This is a genomic window from Corynebacterium pacaense (assembly GCF_900169525.1).
Taxonomy (GTDB): domain Bacteria; phylum Actinomycetota; class Actinomycetes; order Mycobacteriales; family Mycobacteriaceae; genus Corynebacterium; species Corynebacterium pacaense.
The window spans coordinates 730,204-756,246 of sequence record NZ_LT821239.1 but is presented as its reverse complement, the minus strand read 5'-3'; the positions used below and the strand labels follow the sequence as shown (position 1 = coordinate 756,246).

General features: G+C 62.4%; 29 protein-coding genes and 1 tRNA gene. 7 read left to right on the top strand and 23 right to left on the bottom strand.

The features are described 5' to 3' along the window. Positions 1–11: 11 nt before the first annotated feature. A complete protein-coding gene (locus tag B7E02_RS14610; RefSeq protein ID WP_245802151.1) occupies positions 12–701 on the bottom strand; it encodes a bifunctional metallophosphatase/5'-nucleotidase in 690 nt (229 codons plus the stop codon). Between the two features lie 175 nt (positions 702–876). Beyond that, positions 877–1,926, bottom strand: coding sequence for a glycosyltransferase family 2 protein (locus tag B7E02_RS03615; RefSeq protein ID WP_080793179.1), 1,050 nt, complete (start codon positions 1,924–1,926; stop codon positions 877–879). 140 nt (positions 1,927–2,066) lie between these two features. Here B7E02_RS03615 and B7E02_RS03610 point away from each other — a divergent pair, with 140 nt between their 5' ends. Together B7E02_RS03610 and B7E02_RS03605 are read left to right on the top strand one after the other, a co-directional pair. After that, positions 2,067–2,798: a glycosyltransferase family 2 protein gene (locus B7E02_RS03610; protein WP_080793177.1), complete on the top strand. Its 732-nt coding sequence runs from the start codon at positions 2,067–2,069 to the stop codon at positions 2,796–2,798. Beyond that, complete coding sequence (locus B7E02_RS03605) at positions 2,795–3,157, top strand: DUF2304 domain-containing protein (RefSeq protein WP_080793175.1); 363 nt, start codon at positions 2,795–2,797, stop codon at positions 3,155–3,157. The genes B7E02_RS03610 and B7E02_RS03605 overlap by 4 nt, the downstream gene beginning before the upstream one ends. Positions 3,158–3,224: 67 nt before the next feature. Here the strand turns inward: B7E02_RS03605 and B7E02_RS03600 are convergent, their stop codons facing one another. The 4 genes from B7E02_RS03600 to B7E02_RS03585 all read right to left on the bottom strand — a co-directional run bounded on the left by B7E02_RS03600 (position 3,225) and on the right by B7E02_RS03585 (position 7,317). Continuing rightward, a complete protein-coding gene (locus B7E02_RS03600) occupies positions 3,225–4,160 on the bottom strand; it encodes an NAD-dependent epimerase/dehydratase family protein (protein WP_080793173.1) in 936 nt (311 codons plus the stop codon). Positions 4,161–4,193: 33 nt separating this feature from the next. Next, on the bottom strand, positions 4,194–5,396 hold the full coding sequence (locus tag B7E02_RS03595) for an MFS transporter (RefSeq protein ID WP_143336631.1): 1,203 nt from the start codon (positions 5,394–5,396) through the stop codon (positions 4,194–4,196). Positions 5,397–5,573: 177 nt separating this feature from the next. Next, positions 5,574–6,209 carry an MBL fold metallo-hydrolase gene (locus B7E02_RS03590; protein WP_080793169.1) on the bottom strand — a complete coding sequence of 212 codons (636 nt, stop codon included), beginning with the start codon at positions 6,207–6,209 and terminating at the stop codon, positions 5,574–5,576. Between the two features lies 1 nt (position 6,210). Further along, the gene (locus B7E02_RS03585) at positions 6,211–7,317 is read right to left on the bottom strand and encodes an S-(hydroxymethyl)mycothiol dehydrogenase (protein WP_080793167.1); all 1,107 of its coding nucleotides are present in this window, start codon (positions 7,315–7,317) and stop codon (positions 6,211–6,213) included. 112 nt (positions 7,318–7,429) lie between these two features. On the opposite strand from B7E02_RS03585, the gene B7E02_RS03580 reads away from it, so the two are divergent. Beyond that, positions 7,430–8,326 (top strand): DsbA family protein, encoded by an 897-nt coding sequence (locus B7E02_RS03580; RefSeq protein ID WP_080794402.1) that lies wholly within the window; start codon positions 7,430–7,432, stop codon positions 8,324–8,326. A gap of 1,195 nt (positions 8,327–9,521) precedes the next feature. Here B7E02_RS03580 and B7E02_RS03575 read toward each other — a convergent pair. The 13 genes from B7E02_RS03575 to B7E02_RS13985 form a co-directional block, all read right to left on the bottom strand. After that, a complete protein-coding gene (locus B7E02_RS03575; protein ID WP_080793165.1) occupies positions 9,522–9,902 on the bottom strand; it encodes a capsid cement protein in 381 nt (126 codons plus the stop codon). Between the two features lie 33 nt (positions 9,903–9,935). Then, a complete protein-coding gene (locus tag B7E02_RS03570; protein WP_080793163.1) occupies positions 9,936–10,844 on the bottom strand; it encodes a major capsid protein in 909 nt (302 codons plus the stop codon). After that, the gene (locus B7E02_RS03565; RefSeq protein WP_080793161.1) at positions 10,837–11,202 is read right to left on the bottom strand and encodes a helix-turn-helix domain-containing protein; all 366 of its coding nucleotides are present in this window, start codon (positions 11,200–11,202) and stop codon (positions 10,837–10,839) included. The genes B7E02_RS03570 and B7E02_RS03565 overlap by 8 nt, the downstream gene beginning before the upstream one ends. After that, a complete protein-coding gene (locus B7E02_RS03560) occupies positions 11,195–11,554 on the bottom strand; it encodes a hypothetical protein (RefSeq protein WP_143336630.1) in 360 nt (119 codons plus the stop codon). The genes B7E02_RS03565 and B7E02_RS03560 overlap by 8 nt, the downstream gene beginning before the upstream one ends. After that, positions 11,551–11,850: a WhiB family transcriptional regulator gene (locus B7E02_RS14915; RefSeq protein WP_080793157.1), complete on the bottom strand. Its 300-nt coding sequence runs from the start codon at positions 11,848–11,850 to the stop codon at positions 11,551–11,553. Before B7E02_RS14915 ends, B7E02_RS03560 begins: the two co-directional genes overlap by 4 nt. Continuing rightward, complete coding sequence (locus B7E02_RS03550) at positions 11,847–12,026, bottom strand: hypothetical protein (protein ID WP_080793154.1); 180 nt, start codon at positions 12,024–12,026, stop codon at positions 11,847–11,849. Before B7E02_RS03550 ends, B7E02_RS14915 begins: the two co-directional genes overlap by 4 nt. Positions 12,027–12,226: 200 nt before the next feature. Beyond that, positions 12,227–13,786 carry a DNA primase family protein gene (locus tag B7E02_RS03545; RefSeq protein WP_080793152.1) on the bottom strand — a complete coding sequence of 520 codons (1,560 nt, stop codon included), beginning with the start codon at positions 13,784–13,786 and terminating at the stop codon, positions 12,227–12,229. A gap of 467 nt (positions 13,787–14,253) precedes the next feature. Next, positions 14,254–14,460 carry a hypothetical protein gene (locus B7E02_RS03540; protein ID WP_080793150.1) on the bottom strand — a complete coding sequence of 69 codons (207 nt, stop codon included), beginning with the start codon at positions 14,458–14,460 and terminating at the stop codon, positions 14,254–14,256. Between the two features lie 202 nt (positions 14,461–14,662). After that, on the bottom strand, positions 14,663–15,106 hold the full coding sequence (locus B7E02_RS03530; RefSeq protein WP_080793146.1) for a hypothetical protein: 444 nt from the start codon (positions 15,104–15,106) through the stop codon (positions 14,663–14,665). A gap of 3 nt (positions 15,107–15,109) precedes the next feature. Further along, complete coding sequence (locus B7E02_RS03525; protein WP_080793144.1) at positions 15,110–15,478, bottom strand: hypothetical protein; 369 nt, start codon at positions 15,476–15,478, stop codon at positions 15,110–15,112. A gap of 11 nt (positions 15,479–15,489) precedes the next feature. Beyond that, complete coding sequence (locus B7E02_RS03520; RefSeq protein ID WP_080793142.1) at positions 15,490–15,750, bottom strand: hypothetical protein; 261 nt, start codon at positions 15,748–15,750, stop codon at positions 15,490–15,492. After that, positions 15,750–15,947: a MerR family transcriptional regulator gene (locus B7E02_RS03515; protein WP_080793140.1), complete on the bottom strand. Its 198-nt coding sequence runs from the start codon at positions 15,945–15,947 to the stop codon at positions 15,750–15,752. Before B7E02_RS03515 ends, B7E02_RS03520 begins: the two co-directional genes overlap by 1 nt. Continuing rightward, the gene (locus B7E02_RS13985; RefSeq protein ID WP_143336629.1) at positions 15,922–16,158 is read right to left on the bottom strand and encodes a hypothetical protein; all 237 of its coding nucleotides are present in this window, start codon (positions 16,156–16,158) and stop codon (positions 15,922–15,924) included. Before B7E02_RS13985 ends, B7E02_RS03515 begins: the two co-directional genes overlap by 26 nt. 148 nt (positions 16,159–16,306) lie before the next feature. Here B7E02_RS13985 and B7E02_RS13980 point away from each other — a divergent pair, with 148 nt between their 5' ends. Together B7E02_RS13980 and B7E02_RS03505 are read left to right on the top strand one after the other, a co-directional pair. Continuing rightward, positions 16,307–17,035, top strand: coding sequence for a hypothetical protein (locus B7E02_RS13980; protein ID WP_143336628.1), 729 nt, complete (start codon positions 16,307–16,309; stop codon positions 17,033–17,035). Then, positions 17,022–18,143 (top strand): tyrosine-type recombinase/integrase, encoded by a 1,122-nt coding sequence (locus tag B7E02_RS03505; protein WP_179129649.1) that lies wholly within the window; start codon positions 17,022–17,024, stop codon positions 18,141–18,143. The genes B7E02_RS13980 and B7E02_RS03505 overlap by 14 nt, the downstream gene beginning before the upstream one ends. A 94-nt stretch (positions 18,144–18,237) precedes the next feature. Here the strand turns inward: B7E02_RS03505 and B7E02_RS03500 are convergent. Beyond that, positions 18,238–18,313: transfer RNA gene (locus B7E02_RS03500), tRNA-Thr, on the bottom strand. 78 nt (positions 18,314–18,391) lie between these two features. Continuing rightward, positions 18,392–19,609, bottom strand: coding sequence for a DNA polymerase III subunit delta' (locus B7E02_RS03495; RefSeq protein ID WP_080793134.1), 1,218 nt, complete (start codon positions 19,607–19,609; stop codon positions 18,392–18,394). Between the two features lie 52 nt (positions 19,610–19,661). Between B7E02_RS03495 and B7E02_RS03490 the strand changes: the two genes are divergently transcribed. Both B7E02_RS03490 and B7E02_RS03485 read left to right on the top strand, forming a co-directional pair. Beyond that, positions 19,662–21,188 (top strand): adenylate/guanylate cyclase domain-containing protein, encoded by a 1,527-nt coding sequence (locus B7E02_RS03490; protein WP_080793133.1) that lies wholly within the window; start codon positions 19,662–19,664, stop codon positions 21,186–21,188. Positions 21,189–21,388: 200 nt separating this feature from the next. Further along, positions 21,389–22,240, top strand: coding sequence for a hypothetical protein (locus tag B7E02_RS03485; protein ID WP_179129648.1), 852 nt, complete (start codon positions 21,389–21,391; stop codon positions 22,238–22,240). A gap of 76 nt (positions 22,241–22,316) precedes the next feature. Here B7E02_RS03485 and topA read toward each other — a convergent pair whose 3' ends face one another. Next, positions 22,317–25,277, bottom strand: a complete 2,961-nt coding sequence (topA, locus tag B7E02_RS03480) for a type I DNA topoisomerase (protein WP_080793131.1) — start codon at positions 25,275–25,277, stop codon at positions 22,317–22,319. A 421-nt stretch (positions 25,278–25,698) separates the two neighbouring features. Continuing rightward, positions 25,699–25,902: a cold-shock protein gene (locus B7E02_RS03475; protein WP_080793129.1), complete on the bottom strand. Its 204-nt coding sequence runs from the start codon at positions 25,900–25,902 to the stop codon at positions 25,699–25,701. Positions 25,903–26,043 lie beyond the last annotated feature (141 nt).

The window sequence follows — 26,043 nt, the reverse complement described above, 5'->3', positions numbered from 1 at the left end:
TTGCTGAACGGTTAAGCGACGTCTCCGCCGGAGTGGGTCAGCGCGACGATAACGTCCGCCTCGTTCCCGGTCCGGAGACGGTCGGCCTCCTTGTTCACCGCCGCGACATCATCGGTGAAGCCGATTCCCTGAATTCCCGCGGGCGAAACGAGATCGCTGGTCTCATCGGTGACTGTACCGACGTAGCCGATGCGCACACCATCCGCGGTGGTCAGAACGGTTGAGGCCTTTGGCAGGTTGCCACCACCGGTGACATTGGCTCCGAGATAGGGGAAATGCGCCTGTCCGGTTCCGTCCAGCGAGATCCGATCCTTCAGATCCGCCCATCCCGCATCGAACTCGTGGTTGCCCAGCGCCGAGACATCCAGGTCCATGGCGTTGAGGGCGTCGAGGGTGGGCTTGTCCCTGAGGATCGACGACACGAAGGGTGAACCACCGACATTGTCACCCACCGAAACGAAGTTGGTGTCTGGATTCTTCGCACGGCGGTTGTCGACATAGCAGGCCAGTTGCGCGGCTCCCGCCTCGACGACCTCCCCGTCCTTCGACTTGGATTCCTGGATATGTCCGTGGAAATCGGTGATGCCCAGAATGTTCAGTTGCGTGGTGTTGTCCTGAGCGGTGGCCGGGACGGCGGTGACGCCGAGCCCGAGTCCCGCGATGGTGGCAGCCGCCAGAGCGACGCGCGACATCTTGATCATTACCTAAAAGCCTCCTGTGAATAGCGAAACGCCATGTTCAGGAAGCAGTTAAACGCAGGCGTTTTTGATCATCCACGCAGTTTCTCCCCGAGAAAGATAGTATTTATCGGGAGTTCATCTCAGCACCCCCGCAAAGGGGTGTGCCGGAGGGCGGTGCGCGGCTGCGGGGGCGTCGTCAGGCGGAGAGCAGACGCAATACCGACAGGCACATCCGGTAATAGGTTCCATAGATCGCCGCGACCACGCGGTTTTTACCAATGTTCCCCAGATGCGGATTATCCAGCCGCCATTCCATATGGGAGAGGTACTCCGCTGCACCGACCCTGCGAAGGGCCTGGGTGCGTCGCCTGAGGGCGAGGATCCCCGGTAGATCCCGCAGGAGCAGGCGTGTGGATTTCAGCTTCAAACCGAGTCGCCCCTCGCGCGCTGCGATCGCCCACAGGCCCAGGTTCGCGCCGAGGATCTGCGGTCCGAGCGCCACCAGAAGAGGCAGCGGAAGGACGCTGAGCAGTAGGACGTGGCGGTTCCGCTCGATGTAGATCCACTTGTAGTCGCCCTTGGCGTAATCATAGTTATGGGTGACAAATGCGGAGTGCACCAGACCGATCCGGGCACCGGCGAGCAGCAGCCTCGCGGAAAAGTCGGTGTCCTCGTGGTACATGAAGTACATCTCCTCCATACCCCCGAGCTTCCTCCACCACTGACTGCGCACCACCAGACAGGCGCCGGAGGCAATGGAGATTTCGGTGACCTCCTGATCCTGCCCGCCCCCCCGCTCGGCCTCTCCGTCAAGGCCGGTCACCCAGGACAGTCCGGAGATGTGCAGCGCATTGCCCGCGGAATTGATGCTGCCATCCTCAAGCAGCAGATAGGGCATGAACGCCGCCCACCGTTCATCCACGCGCCGGAGGGTATCAAAAAGGGATGGATCCTCGATCACGGTGTCGGGATTGAGAAAGAACAGCAGATCAACTTCATCGACGATCCTGGCCGCCCCGACATTGCAGCCTGCGGCAAAACCCCCGTTGTCGTGGTTGATGATTTCCACACCGTGGACGCGGAGCCGGTCCCCCACCGCCTCCTGCAGCACCCAGGGTTTGCGGTTGTCCACGACCACGACTCGGTCGCCCTCCCTCAGCTGGGGTGCGAGGGAATCAACCAGATTCGCCACGTCCCGCTCGTGACCGTAGGAGACGATCACCACACCGATGCGTTTGCTGTTCATGGGAAAGGCCGACTCCTTAACAACTGTCCAAACTTGCTCTGACTCCACGACAGCTTACCCACTGGGGTGGCCGTACACCCGGGACATCGGCACGTGCTGCAGGGAAAAACGGGCGATATGCACTAAGCTCTGAAAACATCATGGATGCGACACACAACAGCGGTCCCGCCCGCCCGGCCGGCGACTTCAACGACACCTGGCTCGTCGTGCCCTGCTACAACGAGGGCACGGTCATCCGTGAGGTGCTTTCGCACGCACGGGAGACCTTTCCCAACATCGTTGCGGTCAACGACGGCTCATCGGACAACTCCGCCGAGGAGATCCATGCGGCGGGCGCCCACCTGATCAACCACCCAGTCAATCTCGGGCAGGGGGCGGCCATTCAGACCGGGGTGGAATACGCCCGCAAGCAGCCCGGGGCCAGGTATTTTGTCACTTTCGACGCCGACGGCCAGCACCAGATCAAGGACGTCGTCCGGATGGTCGAACGTCTCCGCAACGAGCCCCTGGACATCATCGTGGGTACCCGTTTCGGCAGGCCACGCGCCGCCGACGATCAGGTTCCCTGGATCAAACGCCTGGTTCTGCGCATCGTGGTCCTCCTCTCCCCGACCACCCGCCGACTGGGGCTCTCCGATGCCCACAACGGTCTGCGGGTGTTCAACCAGAAGGTCGCGCAGGAGCTCAACATCCGGATGAACGGGATGTCCCACGCCTCCGAGTTCGTCGACCAGATTGACAAACGCGGCTGGCGGGTCGCCGAGGAGCCCGTGGACATCCTCTACACCGAGTATTCAATGAGCAAGGGTCAGTCCCTGATCAACGGCATCAATATTCTCGCCGACGGATTTCTGGCAAGGAGACTTCCATGACCCAGACAACGACCCAGATCATCATCCAGGTCCTGCTCCTGCTGGCCACCGCGCTGCTGGTGCTCTATTTCCTGCGCAACCGCCGCAAGGCACGCGCGAAGGCCTGGGTGAAAATCGGCTTCGTGGGATTCATCGCGGCGGCGGTGTGGGCGGTTCTGCGCCCGGACGATCTCACCGCGGTGGCCAATTTCGTCGGGGTCGACCGCGGTACCGACCTCATGCTCTATGCACTGGCGGTGGCATTCATGTTCACCACGGTGTCAAGCTATGTGCGTTTCCGTGAACAGGAGCTGCGCTACTCCAAGCTGGCCCGCGCCGTCGCCCTGCAGAACCCGGTCCTGCCGGAGGACAAGCTGTAGGTTCCACCTCCGCAACCACCGTGCCCGCCGCGGTGGCTGTGCCGGCTTCGGTGGCTGTGGTGAGACTCTAGTGGCTCCGGAAATAGTCCACGGTGTTGGCCACTCCCTCGGTGATATCGACTTCCGGCTCCCAGCCCAGGATCTCCTTCGCCCTGGTGAAGGAGAGCGCACTCCGCGCAATGTCGCCGAGGCGCGCCGGGGCGAACTCAGGATCGTCCGCCGCACCCGCGGCACGGGCGACCAGCGTGTGCAGCTGTCGGTCCGAAGTCTCCACCGAAGTGCCGATGTTGAAGCGCAGACCGCCTCCGATCTCCCCGGATGCCAGGTAGAAGGCGCGGACCACGTCTCCGACGTAGACGTAGTCGCGGGTGTTGCCCCCGTCGCCGAAGACCCGCGTCGGTTCCCCGGAAAGCAGTCGCTGCGAGAAGATCGCCACCACCCCGGCCTCGCCGTGCGGATCCTGGCGCGGACCATAGACGTTCGCCGGTGCGATATGGGAACAGTCCAGACCGTAGAGGTGACGGAAGGTGTTCAGGTAGATCTCGCCGGACACCTTCGAGGCCGCGTAGGGCGAATGCGGATCCACCGGGATGTCCTCCCCGACCGGGAAGCTTGTCGGTTCGCCGTAGATCGAGCCTCCGGAGGAGGTGAACACGATCTTGCGGACACCGTGCCGACGGGCCGCATCCGCAATGCGCAGCGTGGACAGGATGTTGGTCTGGGCGTCGAAAAGCGGGTCCGCAACGGAGTGGCGGACGTCGATCTGTGCCGCGAGGTGGAAGATGACCTCGGGACGGTACCTATCCAGGAACTCGTCGAAATCAATCTCCAGAAGGTCATCCTCAACGAAGGTGAGCTTCCCGCTCCCCAGCGCATCCTCGAGGTTGGACAGACTCCCCCGGGAGAGGTTGTCCACCACCACGACCTCGTGCCCCTTCGCGATCAGAAGGTCGACAAGATGTGATCCAATGAATCCGGCACCGCCGGTGACTACTGTGCGCATGGACCATACTTTAGCCCGCCAACCCCGCCGCCCTCACAGGCGCCGTGATGTAAAGGAAACGATGATCAGGCACAGCGCCGCCATGGCCACCCCGAAACCGAGCATCGCGGGATAGGTGAAATAGTCGCTGAGCCTGGTCAGAACCGCCGGAAAGATCATGCCGAAATAGGTCAGGCAGTAGAAGATACCCGTCAGACCCGCCATGTCCGCGGGGGGCGCGATCCGCTGGGTCTCCGCCAGGCCCACGAACATGCACAGACCGTAGGAGGAGCCGAGGAACATGCACACCACGAGCGCCCACCAGGGGTGGGGGTGCATGGCGATCAGTGTTGCGCCCGCCATCCCCAGGACGGTGGCGACGAGGGCGAGGACCGGGCCACGGGTCCTGCCCTCCCCCATGATCCGCGGACCCAGCTGCTGCACACCGAATCCCGTTCCGAGGGTGACCAGTGCGATCAGGGCGCTGTAGGCGATGGGCACGGTCACCTGTTCGCGCAGCAGCGCCGGCAGGATGGCGTAGGCGGTGAAACCCGCACCGAATACCCAGGGCCCCATCGGTGTCACCACGAACAGGAAGCGCTTTTCCCACACAGAGGGCACGAGAATATCGCCCCAGAAGGATCCGCGCACCTTCAGATGGGCCGACTGGCGGGTTTCCGGCGCTGTGAGCAGCAGGGGAAGGAGCAGAAGGGAGAGGAGGATATGCAGGATGTAGGCGAGCTGACCGGGCAGCGGCAGCCACTGGGCCAGGATTCCGGCGGCGGCGGGCCCGAGCGCGAAGCCCGCGGTCAAAGACATCGATGCCCGGCGCGCACCCTCACTCGAGCCCACGCCGGGCTCGAAATAGGGTGTGGACAGTTCCTTGATCCACGCACCGCCCGCCGTCATCGCCATTCCCACCGCGACTCCGGAGAGTGCGCGACCGATGGACATCAGCAGTGCCGTCTCCTCCCCGCTGGCGATGAAGGCCGAGCCGAGAGCGGCGATCAGCGGTGCGGGAAGCATCACCACCCGGCGTCCGTAGCGATCGGAGAGCGGACCCGCCACCAGCAGGCCCGCGGCCACACCGATGGCGTAGTAGATCAGCATCAGATCGACGGCAAGATCGGAGAAATTCCCCTGCTGACGGTAGAACACGAGCAGAGGCGTGAATTCGTTGCCACCCCAGGCGACGGTGAAGATGGACAGAGATACGGCCAGCCACACCCGCTTCTGCCCACGTACGTTATCAACCATGTGCCATATGTTAGGCCCATCACAGGTACGGATGTGCATTAAGCGTGGATTAAGTGGGTCCCGGGTGTGCGCAGGTCGCGCCCCGGGGCGGAAAGACCGAGATCAGTACGGCCGTTCTGCCCCATAAAGGGGGTGGCTCGCAGCCGGGGGCCAGCCCGGGGCCCACCCCGGGATCCCCTAGTGCCCCCTGCGGATCCACTCCTCCAGATGCGGCGCCTCGGCACCGACCGAGGTGTGATCGCCGTGTCCGGTGCGCACCGTGGTCTCCGGCGGAAGATCAAGCACCGACGACTTCAGGGATTCGATGATGGTGTCGAAGGAGCTGTATTTGCGGCCGGTGGCACCGGGGCCGCCCTGGAAAAGGGTGTCACCGGAGAAAAGTTCGTCCGCCTCAGGGACGTAGAAGCAGCAGGAGCCCGGGGAGTGGCCCGGTGTGTTGAGCACATGCACCTCAGTGCCGGCGATGGTGAACACCTGGCCGTTTGAGAGTTCCTCGTGGCCGAGATCGCCGTGTGTCTGCTCCCAGAGCATCTGGTCGCCCGGGTGCACGTACACGGGGGCATCCAGTTCCGCGGCCAGTTCCGGCGCGACGGTGATGTGGTCATTGTGCGCATGGGTGCACAGGATCCCCCTCACCGTGCGGCCACCGACGGCCTGGATGATCGGGGCGGCGTCGTGCGCCGCATCGATGATCAGTACCTCCCGGTCATCGCCGAGCACCCAGATGTTGTTGTCCACCTCCCACTCGCCGCCGTCGAGGGCGAAGATGCCGTGGGTGACAATGTTTTCAATGCGCAGGTCCCTGTGTGCCATCTCAGATCTCCACCACTGAACGCAGGACGTCACCGGACTTCATCGTGGAGAAGGCCTGCTCGACATCATCGATACCGATCCGCTCCGAGACGAACTTGTCCAGGGGGAAGCGTCCCTGCAGGTGCAGGTCGACGTAGGTGGGGAAATCCCGCTCGGGGAGGCAGTCGCCGTACCAGGCCGGGCGGAGGGATCCCCCGCGTCCGTAGAAGTCAATGGCTGGAACGTCAATGTGAGAGGTCAGGTTCGGCACCCCGACCATGACCATTCGCCCAGCGAAGTCACGGGAGTAGAAGGCCTGCTGCCAGGTGGGCATGATTCCCACGGCGTCGATGGATACATCGGTGCCGAATCCATTGGTGATCTCCCGGACCTTCTGGGCGACCTCGCTGTTCTCACCCTCACCGGACAGTGCCGAGGAATCGATGGTGTGTGTTGCACCGAACTCCTTCGCCCAGTCGAGCTTCTTGGCATCGATGTCCACGGCGATGATGGTGGTGGCACCGGCCAGCTTCGCCCCCGCGACGGCGGCCATTCCCACCCCGCCGAGTCCGAAGACGGCAACGGACTCCCCACGCTTGATGTCGGCCGTGTTCACCGCGGCGCAGAGACCGGCCATGATTCCGCAGCCGAGAAGTCCGGCGGCGGCGGGATCCTCCTCGGGATTGACCTTGGTGCACTGCCCCTCGTGGACCAGGGTCTTCTCCAGGAAGGCGCCGATGCCCAGCGCCGCGGACAATTCCGTGCCGTCCTCCAGGGTCATCTTCTTCGAGGCGTTGTGAGTGGCGAAGCAGTACTTCGGCTCACCCTTGCGGCAGGCGCGGCATTCCCCGCACACCGCACGCCAGTTCAGCACGACGAAATCACCCGGCGCGACGTGGGTGACATCCTCGCCCACGACATCGACGATGCCCGCCGCCTCATGGCCGAGAAGGAAGGGAAACTCATCGGAGATGTCACCGTCCCGGTAGGCGAGATCGGTATGACAGACACCGCAGGCCTGGATCCTCACGATCACATCATTGGGACCCGGATCCGGGACGATGATGGTTGTCTTTTCCACCGGGGCGCCCTTCTCGCGGGCGATGATACCGGAAACTCTGATGCTCACATTCGCTCCTTAAAAAGATGTTCAATATGTTGTCACATACTCAACCCCAACCCTACCGACAAGACGATGGCGCCGACCGGGGATTACGGGCCCGGAGGCTAGGATGATCCCCATGACTGTGCCGGACAAGGAACCTAACGACGCCCCCACCACCGCAACACCCACCGAGGAACAGGCGGCCGAGGTACAGCCGGCCGAGGTCTCCGCCCGCAGGGCCATCCCGGGCAGGGCCTGGGCGATCGTGGTCGCAGCCGCCCTGCTCACGGGAGCAGCTGGCTATTTCGCCGGGCAGCACAACAGCACCACCTCCTATGCCCTGGCAACCGGGGGTGTGGTTGCACCGGGCACAGAGACGGCGGGGCCCACCTCCGGGGCGGACGGCACCTTCGACGCCACCATCTACGGCTCCGGCGCCCCGCTGACGGCGGGTGCCGATATCACCGCCGTCCACCGCCGCAACCCCGCGGACCCCTTCGCCGTCGGGGCCCTCGACGCACCCGTTGTCATCTCCGAGTTTTCCGATACCGAGTGCCCCTACTGCGCCCGCTACACCAACGAGACGGAATCACAGATCATCACCAGGTTCGTCGACACCGGCCTGGTCCGCATCGAGTGGAATGATATGCCCATCAACGGTCCGTTGGCGGTTGAGGGGGCGAAGGCCGGCCGCGCCGCCGCGGAGCAGGGCCGCTTCCAGGAATTCAAGAAGGAGCTCTACGCCAACCATCCCGCCACCGGGGGACATCCGGAATTCACCATCGACGATTACGTGGCCTTCGCCGAAACCGCCGGGGTCACAGACATCGACCTGTTCCGCCGGCACGCCACCGATGATACCTTCACCGCATCCGTCGACGCGGCCCAGGCTTACGGCCAGGAGATCGGCATCACGGGCACCCCTGCCTTCGTCGTCGGAACCCAGTTCGTCTCCGGGGCGCAACCCTACGCGAGCTTTGAAAAGGCGATCCTCGGCGAACTCGCCGTGCTCGGCGACTCCGGGGACAACTAGGGCGAGCAACCGCTCCGGGAAGGGAAAATCCCCAGCTAGAAACACTATCTAGCTGGGGATATGTGGAGCCGCTTGCGAGAATCGAACTCGCGACCTTCTCATTACGAGAACGACAAATGGGAATTGGCCAGGTTGAAAACGTAGTTTGAGCAGGCGTTAACCCGCTTTCATCGTCTGGTGAATAGTGCTCGATTCAAGTCACATGTAGTCAAAATGTAGTCACCCGTCCGTGCCAGTCACCGGGGCAGGTGCTCATCCTCGTATGCGGTCAATCTCCGCGATAACAGCCTGCAACTCATCAACAGACCGCTGAAGATCACCCCTGAGCAGACCCGGGTCTTTCCGCACCATCTTCATAAACCGATCATCCTGGGCGACCCGTTGAATCCTGCGGACACTACGGTCCAGTTCAAACCTTGAGCGCAAAGCGATGTCACGAAGTGGAACACGGCGAACTGGTGGCCGCGGATCCTTCCGCTGACGATACGCAGCCTGTCTGCACACCGATGAACAGTACTTTGCGCCTGCCCGTCCCTCGAACTCTTTTCCACACTTCTCGCATACACTCATATCTGTAACACTACCTTAGTTCTGTTACGGATATGACATAGATGTCACACTAACCTGTCGCTGTTACAGATAAGACATAGCCGTAACACTCCGTTCCAGTTGTTACGTTTCCTACCCGCGAGGGGCAGACTTAGCGGAAGATCTTCCGCTAAGTGAGCCTCGACGACCGGCCGTGCCCGCGAGGGGCAGACGCGCGGAGCTTTAGGTCGGAGTCCCGACCTAAACTCCTGCCCGTGCCCGCGAGGGGCAGACGATCCTTCTTTAGATCAAGATCTTGACCTAAAGATCCCTGCCGTGCCCGCGAGGGGCGGACCCCGATCAGATTTTTCTGAACGAAGTCCTAAGGGCCCAAACCACCGGAGAGAGAGACTCCCTCATGCCAGCGAACGGGTCGGGGTGAGGCGGACAACCCCCTCAGGAAAACAGGCGGGGGGTCGAGACATGGATGATCCCCCGTCCCAGTAGGAGCTGAGGCGGGGGATCTCGGTGCTGTAGCGACGCAGGGACCGGCGAGGTGCGAAGCCCTCATTGTCATGTGCGGCTGGTGCCCTTACCTGCTTCACCGCTTGAAAGAAGTGGAGAAACCGAACGGTGAGCTGAGCTTAACGCGGCTACAGCACCGGGGTTAGATCAAGGTGAGGTCGATGTGACCATCGGCGCTGTTGAACAGGGCTTGTGCGATGACACGCCCGTCGGTGGCGGGTTCGGGTTGACCATTGGCCCCGACCTGCAGGAGAGCACCGGCGGTGATCGTCGCGTTGGTTGGGACGCGGAAGCACCGGGCGTTCCCGCGCTGCACGGTGATCTTGGAGCCGGCTTCCGCGGCGTCCTGGGCGAGTCCGAGGGGGTAGGAACCTGCTGGTGCGACACTGACTGTGGGGTTGGGTTGGGTGCCGTTGGTGGATACTGCAACGAACTGTCCTAGGTTGATGTCCTGGGCTGCGGTGCCGGTGATCGCGGTACCGGGTGCGAACAGTTCATCGAGGAGAGCTTTGAAGCTAAACATTTGGTGTGTTTCCTTTCTGGTCTGGGCTGTCGGTTAGGCGTTGGCGTCGCCGTCGAGGCCGGTGAGCTTCACAATGTTGGTTGGCCGGTTGATGATGACCACGGGCTCACAGAACGCCTGTGCCCACGTTGCGCGGATAGCAGGGTCGCGCCACGTCTCGGTCTGGATGCCCTGCCGGGTGACGAGCTTTCCGAAGCCGACACCCTCGATGAGGTAGCCGCAACCCTCAGCGACGTGATCGGACTGGTAGAGAGCCAGTCCCCATTCTTCGGCGAGAGCTGGGATGTCGTAGGCCGTGGCGAGGTTGTCCCACGAGTCGGAGGACAGGAGCAGGGTGTTACCGCTGGCCACGAGTCCCTTTTGGCGGAGGATGCGGCGTGCTCGAACCAGGTCGGCGCGGGGTCGGGCCTTAGCTGGTGTGGGGTTGGCCCCGTCGAGTTCGACGCCGAACCAACCGGAGGTGGCGCCCATGGTGTGGCCGGGCCCATTGTTGACTGCCTGCTCCAGGGCGCCGATCATCATCTGATCAAGCAGACGCTCAATCTGGTTGCCGAGCAAGGCGATACCGTCGCCGAGGAGGGTCGTGTCCCCTGCTGCGATTGCTTCATCGGAGACGCGGAACTTACCGCCGATATCGGCGGTGCGAACCTCCTTGAGGTCGGTGGGTGAGAACCGGACCATGGGGTATTCGGAGAGTTCGCCACGGTCGCCGATACCCTCGACGGTGAGGTCCTCCGGCCCGGCCTGGGTGTAAACAACGTTGCCGGACGGTGCGAGCTCTTCACCGAAGATCTGCACGGGCAGTGAATCCTTTGCATATTGCGCGAGGATGTCCGCTAGTGCGCCCGGGTCGCTGAGGACGTCGCGGGAAAGGGTGGTATCGGCGGGTGTTCCGAATACGGAACTTTTCCCGGCCAGGTTGCCAAGGATGGGATTAGCCATGTGTGTTATGCCTTTCAAGGTCGGTGCGGGTTATCAGCCAGCGACGGCCGTCGTGGCGTGCTGGGAGGTATCCGCGTGTTATTCGTTTTCGGATCGCGCTGGCGGTGATGCCTAGTTGGCGTGCTGCCTGCTCGGTCGTTAGTTCTAATTGTTGTCCGGGTGGGTTCGTAATGTCACGTAAGGAGCGGTCTGCGGGAATGGTGCGGTACATGCGTTCGATATCTGCGGCAACGGCTGCGGCTCCCATTTCCTGCGGCGGGAAGCGGCGGAAGTGTCGGGCGAGGATCGCAACGGCGGTAGGTGCCAGCACCACCGAGCCGGGCGGCATGTGGGCGACGATACCGGTGGGTCTAGGCATCGTCCCGGCTTTCCTTGGTTTGTTCCGCTGCGAGGATGTGACCGTATCCGTTACGCCGGAACGTTTCGAGAAGTTCGCCCTGGTCAATGTTGTGGCGGGCGGAGATCCACTGAATGACGCCGATTACTTGCTGGGCAAGGGCTTTGATCTGGTAATGGTCGGCCACGGGAACGGCGAGGAGTTCGCAGATCGCAACATCGAGATCTGAGGGGTTGTTGCTGGGGCGGAGGGAAACGCTACCGTCCGGGTTGTGGGCGATGCGGGGATTATGGCCGTCGAGAGCTGCGGTGAGCACCTGGGCGGCGCGGGCATCGAGATCCAAAGATGAAGGCCTATCAGTGTTGCGGGTCATGCTGCGATGTCCTTTTCTGAGTTGAGTCGAGTAGAGATGTAGTGGGCGTCGAGGCCGGCCCAAATGCCGGAGCGTTCCGCTTGGGGTAGCTCGAGGAGGGCTTGGCGGCACGCCGCGACGACGGGGCACCGGCGACAAATTGCCTTAGCGCGATCATGTCGATAGTCGGCGTCGAGCAGAGATTCGTGCTTGCCGCGAGCGTCGAACAGGGGCGCTTTCCCTGCGCACGCCGCACCGTCGAGACGCGGATCGCAAAGAGCAGCGAGCTCGGGCGGGGGCTTAGGGAATCCTGTCACCGTCCGGCCTCCAGTTCATCTGCGATGGCGTTCGCCAGTGCGACGGCTGTGGCCGCGTCGATGTTCATGAACGGTGGGGAGTTGATAACCAGCCGGGTGCGGTCATCAAAGTCCCGGCGGACGCGGAACGTCCGGGCTACGCCTCGTTCATCTGTGAAGCGGATTCGTTGGCTCATTACTGGGTCCTTTCATCGTGGTGAGTAAGTGCCTTACAACCGGTTGCAGCGGTTGCCGCTGGTCAGGGGTGGTTTTTGGGGAGTTGCGGGCCGGTTGCACCCCGGTTGCAGCTAAGGGGGCTGCGGTTGCGTGGTTGCGTGCAACCGATAGGAAACACCCTGTGAGCTGCTGCAACCAATGCAACCGGTTGATAGCAAGTTCAGTCTGAGAAATGCCATGCGTTTTCCTTGATCCCGAAAAAGTGCCGACCCATGCGCCCATTGACGCGGGTGTTTTTATAGGAGATCGACGGGTTCACAGCCTGCACTCGCTGAACAAAAGTGTCTCGATTCATCGGCCGCATATTCTGTTCGTCGGCCCAGACCTTGAACCGTCCGAACACCGCAGAGACTTTGAGAACGTCATCCTCGTCGCCAGTAACCTCGTAGCTCTCCTCGAGGAACTGCATCATCGGAGATGCCATGTCACTCATGAGATCGTGCATCTCGTCCATCGTCTCGGGCCTGGTGAAATGCCCCTGCCTCGTCAGCCGCTCCAAGCCCCCCAAAGCCCACAGGAACACACCGGGAAGCTCACGGGAGATCTTCTCCCCCAGATGAATATCGGGGTTGTCCTCAAAGCTGGCTTTCAGCCGCACCGACATGAACCGGCTCGTGATCGCACCAGATGAATCGAGGAACCTCGGCGTCTCATTCGAGATAACAACGAACCTGGTGGGTAGCGTGCCGTTCCAGTAGTCACGGTTCTTCCGGTTAACGGATACCGCGTCTTCACCAATGATGTTCAAAAGGCGTTCCACGGTGGTGTTGTTGCGCCTGTCATCGTCGGCGCGAGCATCTTCCACAACGGCCAGGGGCTTACCGATCAGATCAGCCAAGCCGAAATCACTACCGAGTGTTCCCAGTGATGGGCTCACACAATTGTCAGCGCCCATCAGGCTACGAAGCGTCCGGGAGATGGTGCCCTTGCCACCGCGGCGCGGGCCGACGATCAGCAGGGCCTTGTGCATGTCCGTGCGCCCCGATATCAGGTAGCCGGCGAACTCCTGCAACAGGAGAGCACCTGCAGGGTCGTGGGCGAATACCTGCGACAAGAACCGCTCCCAGACAGGGCAGGTTGCCTTCGGGTTAAAGTCGAATCCCAATGACCACAGGTTGAAGAACTCGGCGGTGTGGGGCTGCAGCTGCATAGTGGACCGGTTCAGCAAGCCGTTGCGCATGGCGATGATGGTTTCCGAATGAGGGTGCTGGTTACCGCTGAGCCACCTGGGGGTTACTGCGTCGGCGGGGACGCGGGCAAGGATCATCAGCGGTTCCATCAGTCCGGCGACTTTCGAGGTCGTTGGCATCCACGGCAGGAGGTTGCCTTCCTTGTCCTCCACCTGTGCCTGCTCGAGGCGCTCCCACACTCTTTCTTTGACGTCGAGGTCATCAGCGGCGCTTCTCCACTTGGTGCCGTCCCAGAGATGCCAGGTGTTTTGCCAATAGACAAGGGTGCGACCTGTCGGGTGCTCGAAGCAGTCTTTGAGCAGGCGGCGCGCGACGGACAGGGGAAGTGCCGCGGAGGGGTAGATGCTGGCATCATCTATGATGACGGCTTCCTGCGTTGCTGGCACTGCTTTGAGTGCGGGGCGCGCTGGCTCCTGGTGCTCGGTCTTGAACGCCTCCTGTTCGGCGTCGTCGAGAGTGTCGGGATAGTACTTCAGCTGTGACTCGGGGACGCCGTCGAGGCGGGCTTGTTCGCGGGGGGTGATATTCACGCGGCGTCCTCCTGCAGCACTCGGGCTTGCTCCTCGATCAATGGTCTGTCCCTTTCATTGGCGATATGCCAGGCGGAGCGCAACTCACCCAGAGTGAGTTTGAATCCAACACCGCTGAGGGCGAGGGTCAGGGCGGTTCTAGGTTGTAGTGGTGGCCGCGGCACGCGAACAGTCCTTTCGTCGGGGGAATACAGGGGTACGCATCTCAGGAATGAATCGTGTCGGCGGCGGCGTTGTAGTAGGCTTGGTTTCATCAAATCCTCCATTTGATCCCGACCCCCACTCGCCTCCACGGGTGGGGGTTCCTCATTTTTTGAGTAGCGCCCGGGTGGGGAGTCGAACCCCACCTACGACCATCCGGGCTATTAATGTCACTGTTACGATTTGAAGCGTTCCCACAGTTCAGCTACTGCGCAAGCGGCGATGATCACCCAGATGAGACCACCGAAAATCATCAACTCAGCCATTCAGATCACCTCCAATGAGGCGACTCGGGAGACGACGCGCGGGGCCTGGCCGATGGTGTGGGACCGACGGACGATCAAGCCGATCAAACCCCGGTGCGGCGCGTTGCAGTCGATGTAGCGGGCTGTGCTTCCGTGGTGCCGGCTAATGATGGTGGCGGTGTCCGGGCCGATGAAGACGCGGCCATTGGTGTCGGTGAGCTTGATCACGAGAGCTCCTCAATGCGCAGCACCACGGCGAGGACCCAATATTCACGTGGGTTGTGCTTGGTGGGTTTGAGGATCTGGCCGACCTCCACAGTGTTGGGGTTCTGTGTGGGCACGTACACCGCACCCCGGCCGAACTTCCGGCGACAGATCGACTCAACGGACTGCCCGGTGAACTCTGCACCACCTCGACATACAACGCGGATCATTTCGCAGCCTCCAGGATTTCGTTCATCCGAGCATCGATGCGACCCCAGATTTCACTGGCGACATGATCCGCGGCGGCGAGCTCGTCCTCGAACTCCTCCTCAATGATTCGGCGGCGAAGCTTGTCCAACTTCGCCTGTCGGGCCTCCTCCGCTTTCTTCTCCCGGGTGCGTCGTGCAGCTTCGTCGTGGGCTGCGAGGCACGCGGGGTTCAGGGTGACGGTCTGCTCACCATCGATTGCGAGGTCCGCGAGGAGATCACGGGAGACAACGACGAGTGCGTAGTCCTCTATGGGGAGGTCCTGCCCCGACCAGGTGCCGAGGGTGGTGCGGGTGCTCTGTCCGTAGCGGGACAGGTATAGTCGAGAATCTGAGCCCATTCCAAGCTCTTTTGCCGTCTCCGAAGCTGCAACTTCGGGGGCGGTCTTTTCGTATGCGGTCATGGTTTATGCCTCCTGGTTGATGGTGTTTGCGGTGTTCTCGATGATGCTGACGGCCATGCGCAGAGCATGAGCACGGGCCAGGACAACATGGCCACCAGCAGGGGAGAAAATCTCAACCTGATCGTTCTCGGTGTAACCGACCTGCCAAGCCCAATCCAGATGCTCATGCTCCCCGATCAGCTCGGTGAGGCCAGTCAGCCCGAATTCGGCGATGTAGCGGCTCAGCGTGCGTTCCGCTGGCGGGACATTGCTGAGGCGCAGCTCGCGGGCGATATCCACGGCCAGGTCCTCGACAGCGATGTCCTCAACGCTGTATCGGTCATCGTTGGCGAGAATCGTGCGGAGATCCGCGATAATGCGTGAAACAGACATGGTGTTTCTCCTTATCGGTCTGCCAGCTGCTCGAGCTGGTCATCAGTGGTGCGGGGTCGACGAAGGCGGATGTCATAGTCGTCAACGTCGATGCGGGCGGCGGCCCGGACGAACTCATCGGCGAGATCCGTGGCCAGCGCGTTGAATGCGAGATCCGGGTGCTCGTCCTTCAAGCTGCGGATTACTTCGCGGCGCAGGTGCCCTGCCAGGCGCTCACGCATCGAAGTGCGCATACCCTCCGGTCCGATGCGGTCAAAGTCGATGGCGGTCATCAGGCCACCTGCTCGTCGGTACGGGTGCGACGCTGGGACTCTTCCCAAGCAGCCACATCCTCGGTCCGGTAGAAAACCTTGCGGCCAACCTTGAAGTAAGCGGGGCCATTGCCCGTGTAGCGGATGTTCGCCCATGACTGGCGGTTGGTGCCCGGGTAACGAGCGATCATGTCATCGATGGTCAGTGGTGCGGTCATTTTTCCTCCTGGGGTTCTTGTCGGCGAGCCTGGCGGCCAGCTCACCTGTTGGGTCTGCGTATGAAAGGAAGCTGTGGAGTGATTCCGCTGTGGGGTCTGGCTGGCTTTTGATCCATGCCCGGCAGATTCGTTCCGCTTTGCGGTAGCCAAAGGGAATGTTGTTGGCGGTGAAATATTTGTGGGCTTGTTCAGTGGCGGTCTTGAGATTCACGGAAATCACTCCTCTTTCGATCTGGTCACCGTGCCTATGCTCCGGTGACAGTCCTTCTTTTCAGTCATTATCCAATCAATTTGACCGGATACCAGTCAATCTAGTGCATGACTGGTTTCCAGTCAACAGGGACCGTAGAATGACTGCCATGTCATCACAAAAGCCATGGTCCGAGCAGTTCTCCGAGATGGTCGGCAGGGCGATAGATCAAGCCAGGGGAGACCGTTCGGACCAGTGGATCGCAGACGAAACGATCAAGCTCAGGCATCCAATTTCACGGACCGCAATCTCGGAGTACCGACGAGGTAAGCGAAAGACAGTCCCAGTCACCGACCTCATCGTTATAGCTAGAGTTTTAGAAGTTCCCCCAGTTACGCTGCTCTTTCCTGGCCTGCCAAATGCACTTATCCCCGCAATGCCTCCAGGACAGTCTGAGGTTGATAACATCCCCGCAGACTCTGAAGTGCCAGCTTTTGACGCGCTCAGATGGTTTACCGGAGAATCGCGAGCCGTTCCCTCTGGCCCTGATTTTGGCTTCGATCCCGAAACAGGTGCCCCTGCAGTAATGAAGGTGACCTACGATTACTTCTTTGGCGCAGGCGGAGTTTTCCCGATCTTTCAGAAGCGCTCGAGAGCTTCCGACCTTCTGGACGCCTGTCGCGAGCTTGCTCGCTGCTATGAACGCCTCAGTAAGGCGTCGAGCCGTTTTCAACGTGCATCAGGTGACGCTGAACGCGCGGTCCAGATGAAGCTGACGGAGCAGGCCATCGAAGATATCGACCGGGCAAAGGTCCGAATCGAGGACTTAGGTGGAGATCTGAGCACGATTGATGAAACACTCGAAGTTTCTCCAGAGGGCGACAATGGCGACGATTGAGCCATACGAAACGAAGGCAGGGCGACGCTACAAAGTCCAGTACCGCACCCCCGACCGCAAAGCCACAACCAAACGCGGATTCAAGCGGAAGAAGGACGCGGAACTATTCGCCGCTGAAATCGAAACCACTAAAGCATCGGGAACGTTCATCTCGCCCACCGCTGGGAACATCACCCTCAGCAAGATTCACGAAGTGTGGGAGCACGGACAGAAACAACTCTCCACCCGCTCCCAACGCAACAACGCCTCCTCCTGGCGCGTCCATGTCCAACCCAAATGGGGCACATGGCCAGTAGGCAGGATCACCACCGGCGAGGTCCGCAAATGGATAGCGCAGCTCCAGGACGACAATGGCAGGGACACCGTTCTGCGTGCCCTGCACGTCCTACGCTCCCACCTCGATGTGGCGGTGGAGGAACACCGCATTAAGGTCAATCCGGCGGTCAAGATTCAGGTGAAGCGCGAAGTACGACCCAAGCGCCCATACCTCACCATCCCTCAGGTGAATGCCCTCTCCGCGGCAATGAACGGCGATCAAGCCAAGACTCTGATCTACGTGCTGGCCTACTGCGGCCCACGGATCAATGAAGCCACCGCGCTCAATGTGGCGGACTACGACAAGGACGCGCGGCGGATCTCCATCACGAAGGCGGTGAAAGGCCCCGGCGAGATCGGGCCGACGAAGACCTACGAGCAGCGCAGTGTACCGGTCCCTAAGTTCGTGGCCGCGATGATCAACAGAATTGTTGAGGGGAGATCAATCCACGGTCCCCTATTCACGTCCCCAGAAGGTGCCAGGCTCGACGCGGACAACTTCCGGCTACGACAGTTCAAACCAGGTGTGAAAGCGGCTCAGGAGGCGTGGAGCACGGCCCACGAAGAAGATGAGCGCGGATTCCCAACGATCACGCCTCATGCTCTCCGGCATACGTGCGCGAGTATGGCAATCAGTGCCGGTGCGAACGTGATGGCCGTGCAGAAGCTCCTGGGGCACGAGAACGCGGCTGTTACCCTCGGGATCTACGCAGACCTATTTCCCGACGATCTGGACCAGGTGGCGGACGCTCTCGATGCGCTTCATGCAAGGTTGAGTAAGCCGGGTTCGTAGTCAAAATGTAGTCAAAAGCACCGCAAAGACACCCTCGCTGTTCGAATAAAAATAAGCCCCTCACCTATACATGCTGGTGAGGGGCCTAGAATTGTGGAGCCGCTTGCGAGAATCGAACTCGCGACCTTCTCATTACGAGTGAGACGCTCTACCGACTGAGCTAAAGCGGCACGGCACTGCCCACATGAGTGGTTTTACCGATTTGCCACCTTACCCGATGGCTCCGCCACTTCAGAAATTCGGGGCCCTCAGGACACGCGATAGGCCTTGCGCAGGCGCCCGACCAGCGCATCCATGGCCACGATCGGTCGAACGTTGAAGCCGAAGGACTCGCGGCAGACACTGATCGCATCGAGGCAGGCCACCAACCCCTCATTACCCACCCTCTCCGCCAGTTCACGGGAGAGTCCCTCGAAATCCGGGTGGGTCAGGGAGATTCCGGCACCCGAGGAGATCAGGAGCGCGTCGCGGTAGATGCCGGCGAGATCGACGAGGGAGAGGTCGAGCGCATCACGCAGGAAACGGGTGCGCCGCCGTTCCTGTGTCTTCTCCAGGTCCTTGAGCTGGCCCGTCGTCCCGCGCAGGAGCTTCTGCGCGCCCTTGCCTCTGGTCCCCATGCCGAGACTGACCATGAGCTTGTCGCTCTCCGCCTTCTCCACTTCGGCAAGGGCGTCCCTGGACTCCGCTTCAATACCCTTGACCAGGGTATTGACGGTACGGAACGCCTGATCACCGTGGTAGATCAACTCAGCCAGATTGAGGATGTTCGCCCGTCTGATCTGGGCGGCCTGGTTGTGTGCGAGGTGACGGGCACGACCGATGTGGCCACCGGAGGATGCCGCCGCGAGCCGTGCGGCGTCCTCACTGATGCCCCCCTCCGCCATCAGGATGCGTGTCACGGATTCGGCGGAGGGCGTGGGCACGTAGACGTGGCGGCACCGCGAGCGCAGGGTGATGGCGATGTCGTGCGGGTCGGTCGAGGGCGAGCACAGGATGATGATCGTGCGCTCCGCCGGTTCCTCGACGGTCTTGAGCAGGGCGTTGGCCGCACCGTCGGAGAGTCTGTCCGCGTCCTCGATGATGATCACCCGCCAGTTGGCCACGGTCGGCTGCGTCGCGGCACTGCCGATCACCTCGCGCATGCGGTCCACCGATATCGTCAGCTCATGCGGGATGATGTGGACGATATCGCCGTGGGCGTCGACGAGCGCCAACCGGCAGTCCTCGCACCGCCCGCAACCGACGACCTCCGGATTCGAGCACACCAGCGCAGCGGCGAACGCCTTCGCCGCCACGGAGCGTCCGGACCCGGGGGGCCCGGTAAACAACCACGACTGGGTGAACGCATTCTGCTTGTCGACGCCCGCACCCCGCGCCTTCTGACGTGCTGCGGTCGCGGCGTCGTAAAGCATGCGGTTGAGGGATTGCGGACCGGCGAGCCGGTCGAAGACGGTCTGGGCACTCACCCCAACCACACTAATCCCTACCCGACCCGATCCGCGGGTTAGAGTATTGGACATGAGTCGATTGCTGCGCGCCCTGAAATGGTTGTGGGGCACCTCGTGGCCGTTGTACGCCGCGACGGTGCTCGGCACCAACGTCATCGGTGCGCTCGCCATCATGATGTTCGTGCGTTTCCTCATTCCGCTGCCCGAGCACTCCAGCTTCGACGCCGACCTCTCCTTCCTCCCCGTCGTCGGGATCACCTACGTCGTCTTCGCCGTCCTGGTCGGAATCGCCGTGACCTTCATGATGTTCCGCCCCGTCCTGGACTGGCAGCGCCATCCCGAGGCGCACGATCCGAACATGGTGCGCAACCTGGTCATGCGGATACCGATCTACCAGTCGGTCCTCTGCGCCATCGTGTGGCTGATCGGCATCGTGATCGCCACCGGGATCGCCGCAAGCATGTCGGTGAGCCTGGCGGTGGTCATCGCGGTGTCCACCCTCATGGCCTGCGCGGTGGTCTCGCTGCTGACCTACCTGGAAGCCGAGCGCCTGGTGCGCCCCGTCGCGGCGACGGCGCTGGCGCGACGCTTCGAGGATTCCACCCTGGAACCACCCGTGAGCCAGCGCCTCCGGATGACCTGGGTGCTGACCATCGGCGTGCCCGTGCTCGGCATTCTGCTGTTGATACTCGGCTATGACAAGGGAATCTTCGGGTCGGACGCGGCCCGGATCCTGCCCGCGATCGTAGCCCTCGCCCTGACGGCGATGGTCACGGGGTACCTGGGCACCCGACTGGCGGTGGCCTCCGTGGTCGACCCGATCCTCGAACTGCAGGAGGCGATCAACCGGGTGCGCCGAGGCGACAACGAGGCCCAGGTCGACATCTACGACGGCTCCGAGATCGGCGTCCTGCAGGCCGGATTCAACGAGATGATGCGCGGACTGAGTGAGAGGCAGCGCGTGCGTGATCTCTTCGGACGCTATGTCGGCACCGAGGTCGCCCGTAGGGCACTCGAGGAACGTCCCACCCTCGGAGGCGAGGACCGGAAGGTGGCCGTACTGTTTGTCGACGTCATCGGCTCGACCACCTTCGCGGTCAACCATGCCCCCGAGGAGGTCGTGGAGGCGCTCAATGAGTTCTTCGAGCGGGTCGTGGAGGTGGTGCACCGCAACAAGGGAGTGATCAACAAGTTCCAGGGTGATGCCGCCCTGGCCATCTTCGGCGCACCGTTGCCGCTTTCCGACGCCACCGGGCACGCCCTGGCCGCTGCACGCGAGCTCCGCATCGAACTGAAGAACCTCCAGCTCAAGGCTGGTATCGGAGTGGCCGCCGGACACGTCGTGGCCGGCCACATCGGCGGACACGCACGTTTTGAGTACACCGTGATCGGCGACGCCGTGAACCAGGCCGCCCGCCTGACCGAGATCGCCAAGACCACCCCGGGACGCACCGTGACCAACGCCGCGACGCTGCGCCAGGCCAATGAGGCGGAACAGGCGAGATGGACGCTGATGAAATCGGTGGAGCTGCGCGGACGCGGCGAGATGACCCAGATCGCACGACCCATCCGACCCACCCTCGCCGACCGCTCCTAACGGTTCCCTCGCCTCGGTGTGCGATCCTTCCACACCCGGAAACAGGCCCATGGCCATTGTTTTCCCAGCCCCAACACAGATTCTCCGCATCGTTCACCTATTCGGATGATCGTTTCAGTGCCCGGTCGTGTCCCGTCGGCCTCGTAGATTTCTCCTCGTTGGCGCAACACAGCGCAACCGGACCCGATCAGGAGAACACCATGACCCAGCCCTACCCGACCCAGACATCACCGCTTGCGGATCCGGCGCCCGCCCCGCAGCCTCCCACCACCGAGCCCCCGGCCGGGAAGAAGCGCAACACCGCGGGGCTGATCGCCCTCATCCTGTCGGTGGCCGGGGTGATCTTCTCCTGCATCCCCGGGGCCATGGTGATCGGATGGATTCTGCTTCCGATCTCATTCATTCTGGCCATCGTCTCGCTGTTCATGAAGGACGTGGGCCACGGACAGGGCATCACGGCGCTGATCGTGTCCATCGTGGGCACCTTCGTTGCCGCGTTCGTGTTCATCTTCGTTCTCGCGGACGCCGTCAACGATGCCTTCGACCCCGAGACCGTGAACGTGGCCGACCCCTCCGGAGGGGTTGCCGCACCCGTACCGGGCGCCGAGGGCACCGGTTCAGAAGAGGCCGGGAGCAGCCGTGCCAACCCGCTCGCCATCGGTTCAACCATCCAGCAGGGTGACTGGACGGTCACCGTGAACTCGGTGAATCCGGATGCGAATGCGGCGATCGCGGCCGCCAACCCCTTCAATGCCGCGGCGCCGGCCGGTGAAACCTACCTCATGGTCAACATCTCCGCGCAGTACACCGGTGCCAACCCCGCCGGTGCCACCCCCTGGGTCGGCGTGGACTACGTCACGCCCGCGGGCAACTCCATCCACCCCACCACGGTCGTGGAACCGGAGCCCTTCAACACCCTCGAGACGCTCTACCAGGGAGCGTCGACGAGCGGGAACATCACCCTGTCCGTCCCCGCGGATACCGCCACCGAGGGAACCCTCGCGGTGTCCCCGACGGTGTTCGGAAGCAAGGTCTTCTTCGCGGCTAGCTAGCGCGCCCGCGCCGACCGGGTTCCCCCGGCCGGCACGGCGCTTCGGCATTTCCAGCCGCCGGGCTTCCCGTTCACCGCTAGGGCTTCTTCCTCGCCCCGGCCTTTACCACACGTTTCGTTGTTTTCGCCGGTCGCTTCGCGGTGGTTTTCTTCGTCGTCTTCTTGGCGGTCTTCTTCGCCGCCTTCTTCACCGTGTTCTTGGCCGGTCCGCCGTCCGCGGCCTCCTTGGCACGGCGTTCGGAGAGGAGCTCGTTGGCGCGGGCGTCGGTAAGCGTCTCCGGAACGTCGCCCTTGCGCAGCGAGGCGTTGGTCGTACCGTCGGTGACATAGGGGCCGAAACGGCCGTCCTTGACGGTCATGGGCTTGCCCGAGACATCGTTGTCGCCGAGGGTCTTCAACGGAGGTTGTGCGGCGGTGCGTCCCCTGCGCTTCGGTTCGGCGTAGATGCGGCGCGCCTCATCGAGGGTGACTGTGAAGATCTGCTCCTCGCTCGCCAGGGACCGCGAATCGCTGCCCTTTTTCAGATAGGGGCCGTAACGGCCGTTCTGCGCGGTGATCGGCTCATTGTCGGAGGGGTCGATGCCCACCTCACGCGGCAGGGACAGGAGTTTCAGCGCCTCCTCCAGCGTCACGCTCGCGGGCTCCATACCGCTGAACAGCGACGCGGTGGCCGGTTTCAGGTTCTCCTCCACCAGCTGGTTGATGCGCTTCTCCTTCTGGCTGGCTGCGGTCTTGGTCTCCCAGTTCTTCGCCCGCTTGCCCTCCGCGGCGCGCTGTTCATCCTCCGCCCTGCGCTCGGCGGCGACGACCTTCTCGGCCTCCGCCTCCGCGCGTGTCCGCTCATCCCCGGTGACCTGCTCGGTGACGTAGGGGCCGAAGCGCCCCTCCTTGGCCACGATCATGCGTCCGTTGGCCGGATTGACGCCGAGTTCACGGCCGCCCTGCGGAGTGGCGAAGAGCTTCTCCGCGGTCTCCAGGTTGAGTTCATCGGGGGTGGTCTCCTCCGGAAGGTTTGCGCGCTGATATTCCGGCTCCCCCTCCGCCGTCGTGCCCACCACGCGTTCGATGTAGGGTCCGTAGCGGCCAACGCGGACGTTGATCGGGCGACCCTCCGCGTCGTCGAAAAGCTTCAGGGAGTTGACCTCACGGGCGTCGATGTGTTCGAGGTTCTCGCCCACCAGCGTCTTCAGCCCGCCCTGGCGGGCCACGGACTCCGCCATGGAATCATCAGCGTCGGCGTCACCGAAGTAGAAGCCGCTCAGCCATTCGGTACGGTCCTCGCGCCCGGCGGCGATGTCATCGAGTTCATCCTCCATAGAGGAGGTGAAGTCATAGTCGACCAGGGAGGAGAAGTTCGATTCCAGCAGTCCGACCACGGCGAAAGCGACCCAGGAGGGCACCAGGGCGTTGCCACGTGAGTAGACGTATCCACGGTCCTGGATGGTCTTGATGATCGAGGCGTAGGTGGAGGGACGTCCGATACCGAGGTCCTCCATCTTCTTCACCAGCGAGGCCTCGGTGTAGCGGGCTGGCGGGTTGGTGCTGTGCCCGTCGGCATGGATGTCGGTTGCGGTGAGCTGGTCGCCCTCGCCCAGGCGTGGCAGACGCTTCTCGGAGCCGTCGGCGCCGTCGCGACCCTCCTGGCTCGGTGCACCTTCGACATAGGCGCGCAGGAAGCCGGGGAAGGTCAGGGTCCGCCCGGTGGCGTTGAATTCGGTCTTCTCGCCGGTTCTGGCGGTACCCCCGATGGTGACCTTCATCGAGGTGCCCTTGGCATCGGCCATCTGGGAGGCGACGGTGCGCTGCCAGATCAGTTCGTAGAGTTTGAACTCCTCGGCGTCGAGCTGGGCGTGCAGCTGACCGGGGGTGGCGAAGGCCTCACCTGCCGGACGGATCGCCTCGTGCGCCTCCTGCGAGTTCTTCACCTTGCGGTCGTAGGTCCGGGGGCTCGGCGAGACGTACTCGCGACCGTAGAGCTCCAGGGCCTGCGCACGGGCGGCCTTGAGGCCCTGCTCCGACAGTGACGTCGAATCGGTACGCATGTAGGTGATGTGGCCGTTTTCATAGAGCCGCTGCGCGATGCGCATGGTGCGCTCGGAGGTGTAGTGCAGTTTGCGTCCCGCCTCCTGCTGCAGCGTCGAGGTCATGAACGGCGCGTAGGGGCGCCTCGTGTACGGCTTCTCCTCGACGCCGGTGACGGTAAGGGTCTCACCGCGCAGTGCCTCGGCCAATGCCTCGGCGCGCTGCTTGTCGACGACCACCACATCAGCGGTCAACCGCCCGCGGTCGTTGAAGTCGCGGCCCTGTGCCACCCGCTGACCGTCGATGCCGGCCAACCGTGCGGTGAAACTGGTGGGATTATCCGCCCCACCCGTGGCACCGGCATCGAACTCCGCAGTCAGGTCCCAGTAGTCCGCTGAGATGAAGGCCATGCGCTCGCGTTCCCGCTCGACGATGACACGGGTGGCCACCGACTGCACGCGACCGGCGGACAGCCGGGGCATCACCTTCTTCCACAGCACAGGCGAGACCTCGTAGCCGTAGAGGCGATCAAGGATCCGGCGTGTCTCCTGCGCATCAACCAGGTTCTCATCGAGTTCGCGGGTGTTCTGCGCCGCGGCGATGATGGCGGGCTTGGTGATCTCGTTGAACACCATGCGCTTGACCGGAACCTGTGGCTTGAGCACCTCGAGCAGATGCCAGGCGATGGCCTCACCCTCACGGTCGGGGTCCGTCGCCAGGAGCAGCTCGTCGACCTGCTTCAGCTTCGCCTTGAGATCGGCGACCTTCTTCTTCTTGTCGGGGCTGACCACGTAGAGCGGGGCGAAACCGTGCTCGGTGTCCACACCGAGGCGCGCCCAGGGCTCCTTCTTGTACTTCAGCGGAACATCAGCAGCACCCCGGGGAAGGTCACGGATGTGCCCCACCGAGGCCTCGACGATATAATCGTCGCCCAGGTAGGGCTGAATCTTGCGCGCCTTGGTCGCCGACTCCACGATGACCAGACGCTTGGTGCCCGATCCCTTTGTTTCTGCCACGGGGATGCTTCCCTCTCGTTGACTGCTGATGCTGTCCGAATACTTCCAAAAACCTCTGCGATAACCTACGCGGTAACCTCTGCGGCCCCAATCCTCGCATCACTTTATGTGAAGACTAGAACGTTCAGTAGTGGAAAGCATAACCACACGGGTGGTGCCTTCTCTGAATCCGGCGGTGCCATCACACCAAAAGCCGTGCTCGTTGGCATCGCCGTGGGGCGCTGCGGAGCCCGCCGCATCGACTACCCCATACACGGTACACAGTAGTAATAAGGTCTCCTGCGCAACGATGCCCACTACCGGTGTGTCGGGGCCTGGCCGCCGGTATGGACTCCACCATCCGTGGCACGGTGCCATGGCATGAAAAAACCGGCCACCCCTGTTTACGGGGGTGACCGGCTTTAAGTTAAGCCAGCTGCAGTTAGACTGCGCGGACTGCCTGAGCCTGGAGGCCCTTGGCGCCCTCGCCGATTTCGAACTCGACGAGCTGGTTCTCCTCGAGGGTACGGAAGCCGTTGCCCTGGATCTCGGAGTAGTGGACGAAAACGTCAGCGGATCCATCGGAAGGAGCGATGAAGCCAAAGCCCTTCTCCGGGTTGAACCACTTAACAGTGCCCTGTGCCATTTGTGTTACCTTTACTGATTGGAAAATACTACCGGGTTCGACATCCCCGGCCACGTACGGATACATGAACGGTGACATCTGGCCGTTGTTGCTCGAACGCCAGCAGTATTACGTGCTGAACGCCCGCGTCTATCCTTGCGA

Coding starts and splice junctions, on each gene's coding strand:
- B7E02_RS14610 (WP_245802151.1), bottom strand. CDS start 701: ATGATCAAGATGTCGCGCGTCGCTCTGGCGGCTGCCACCATCGCGGGA.
- B7E02_RS03525 (WP_080793144.1), bottom strand. CDS start 15,478: ATGTCTGTTTCACGCATTATCGCGGATCTCCGCACGATTCTCGCCAAC.
- B7E02_RS03575 (WP_080793165.1), bottom strand. CDS start 9,902: ATGTTTAGCTTCAAAGCTCTCCTCGATGAACTGTTCGCACCCGGTACC.
- B7E02_RS03515 (WP_080793140.1), bottom strand. CDS start 15,947: ATGACCGCACCACTGACCATCGATGACATGATCGCTCGTTACCCGGGC.
- B7E02_RS03490 (WP_080793133.1), top strand. CDS start 19,662: ATGAGTCGATTGCTGCGCGCCCTGAAATGGTTGTGGGGCACCTCGTGG.
- B7E02_RS03600 (WP_080793173.1), bottom strand. CDS start 4,160: ATGCGCACAGTAGTCACCGGCGGTGCCGGATTCATTGGATCACATCTT.
- B7E02_RS03530 (WP_080793146.1), bottom strand. CDS start 15,106: ATGACCGCATACGAAAAGACCGCCCCCGAAGTTGCAGCTTCGGAGACG.
- B7E02_RS03550 (WP_080793154.1), bottom strand. CDS start 12,026: ATGAGCCAACGAATCCGCTTCACAGATGAACGAGGCGTAGCCCGGACG.
- B7E02_RS03505 (WP_179129649.1), top strand. CDS start 17,022: ATGGCGACGATTGAGCCATACGAAACGAAGGCAGGGCGACGCTACAAA.
- B7E02_RS03565 (WP_080793161.1), bottom strand. CDS start 11,202: ATGCCTAGACCCACCGGTATCGTCGCCCACATGCCGCCCGGCTCGGTG.
- B7E02_RS03610 (WP_080793177.1), top strand. CDS start 2,067: ATGGATGCGACACACAACAGCGGTCCCGCCCGCCCGGCCGGCGACTTC.
- B7E02_RS03520 (WP_080793142.1), bottom strand. CDS start 15,750: ATGACCGCCATCGACTTTGACCGCATCGGACCGGAGGGTATGCGCACT.
- B7E02_RS03485 (WP_179129648.1), top strand. CDS start 21,389: ATGACCCAGCCCTACCCGACCCAGACATCACCGCTTGCGGATCCGGCG.
- B7E02_RS03570 (WP_080793163.1), bottom strand. CDS start 10,844: ATGGCTAATCCCATCCTTGGCAACCTGGCCGGGAAAAGTTCCGTATTC.
- B7E02_RS03605 (WP_080793175.1), top strand. CDS start 2,795: ATGACCCAGACAACGACCCAGATCATCATCCAGGTCCTGCTCCTGCTG.
- B7E02_RS03560 (WP_143336630.1), bottom strand. CDS start 11,554: ATGACCCGCAACACTGATAGGCCTTCATCTTTGGATCTCGATGCCCGC.
- B7E02_RS03595 (WP_143336631.1), bottom strand. CDS start 5,396: ATGGTTGATAACGTACGTGGGCAGAAGCGGGTGTGGCTGGCCGTATCT.
- B7E02_RS13980 (WP_143336628.1), top strand. CDS start 16,307: ATGTCATCACAAAAGCCATGGTCCGAGCAGTTCTCCGAGATGGTCGGC.
- B7E02_RS03475 (WP_080793129.1), bottom strand. CDS start 25,902: ATGGCACAGGGCACTGTTAAGTGGTTCAACCCGGAGAAGGGCTTTGGC.
- B7E02_RS03590 (WP_080793169.1), bottom strand. CDS start 6,209: ATGGCACACAGGGACCTGCGCATTGAAAACATTGTCACCCACGGCATC.
- B7E02_RS03615 (WP_080793179.1), bottom strand. CDS start 1,926: ATGAACAGCAAACGCATCGGTGTGGTGATCGTCTCCTACGGTCACGAG.
- B7E02_RS03580 (WP_080794402.1), top strand. CDS start 7,430: ATGACTGTGCCGGACAAGGAACCTAACGACGCCCCCACCACCGCAACA.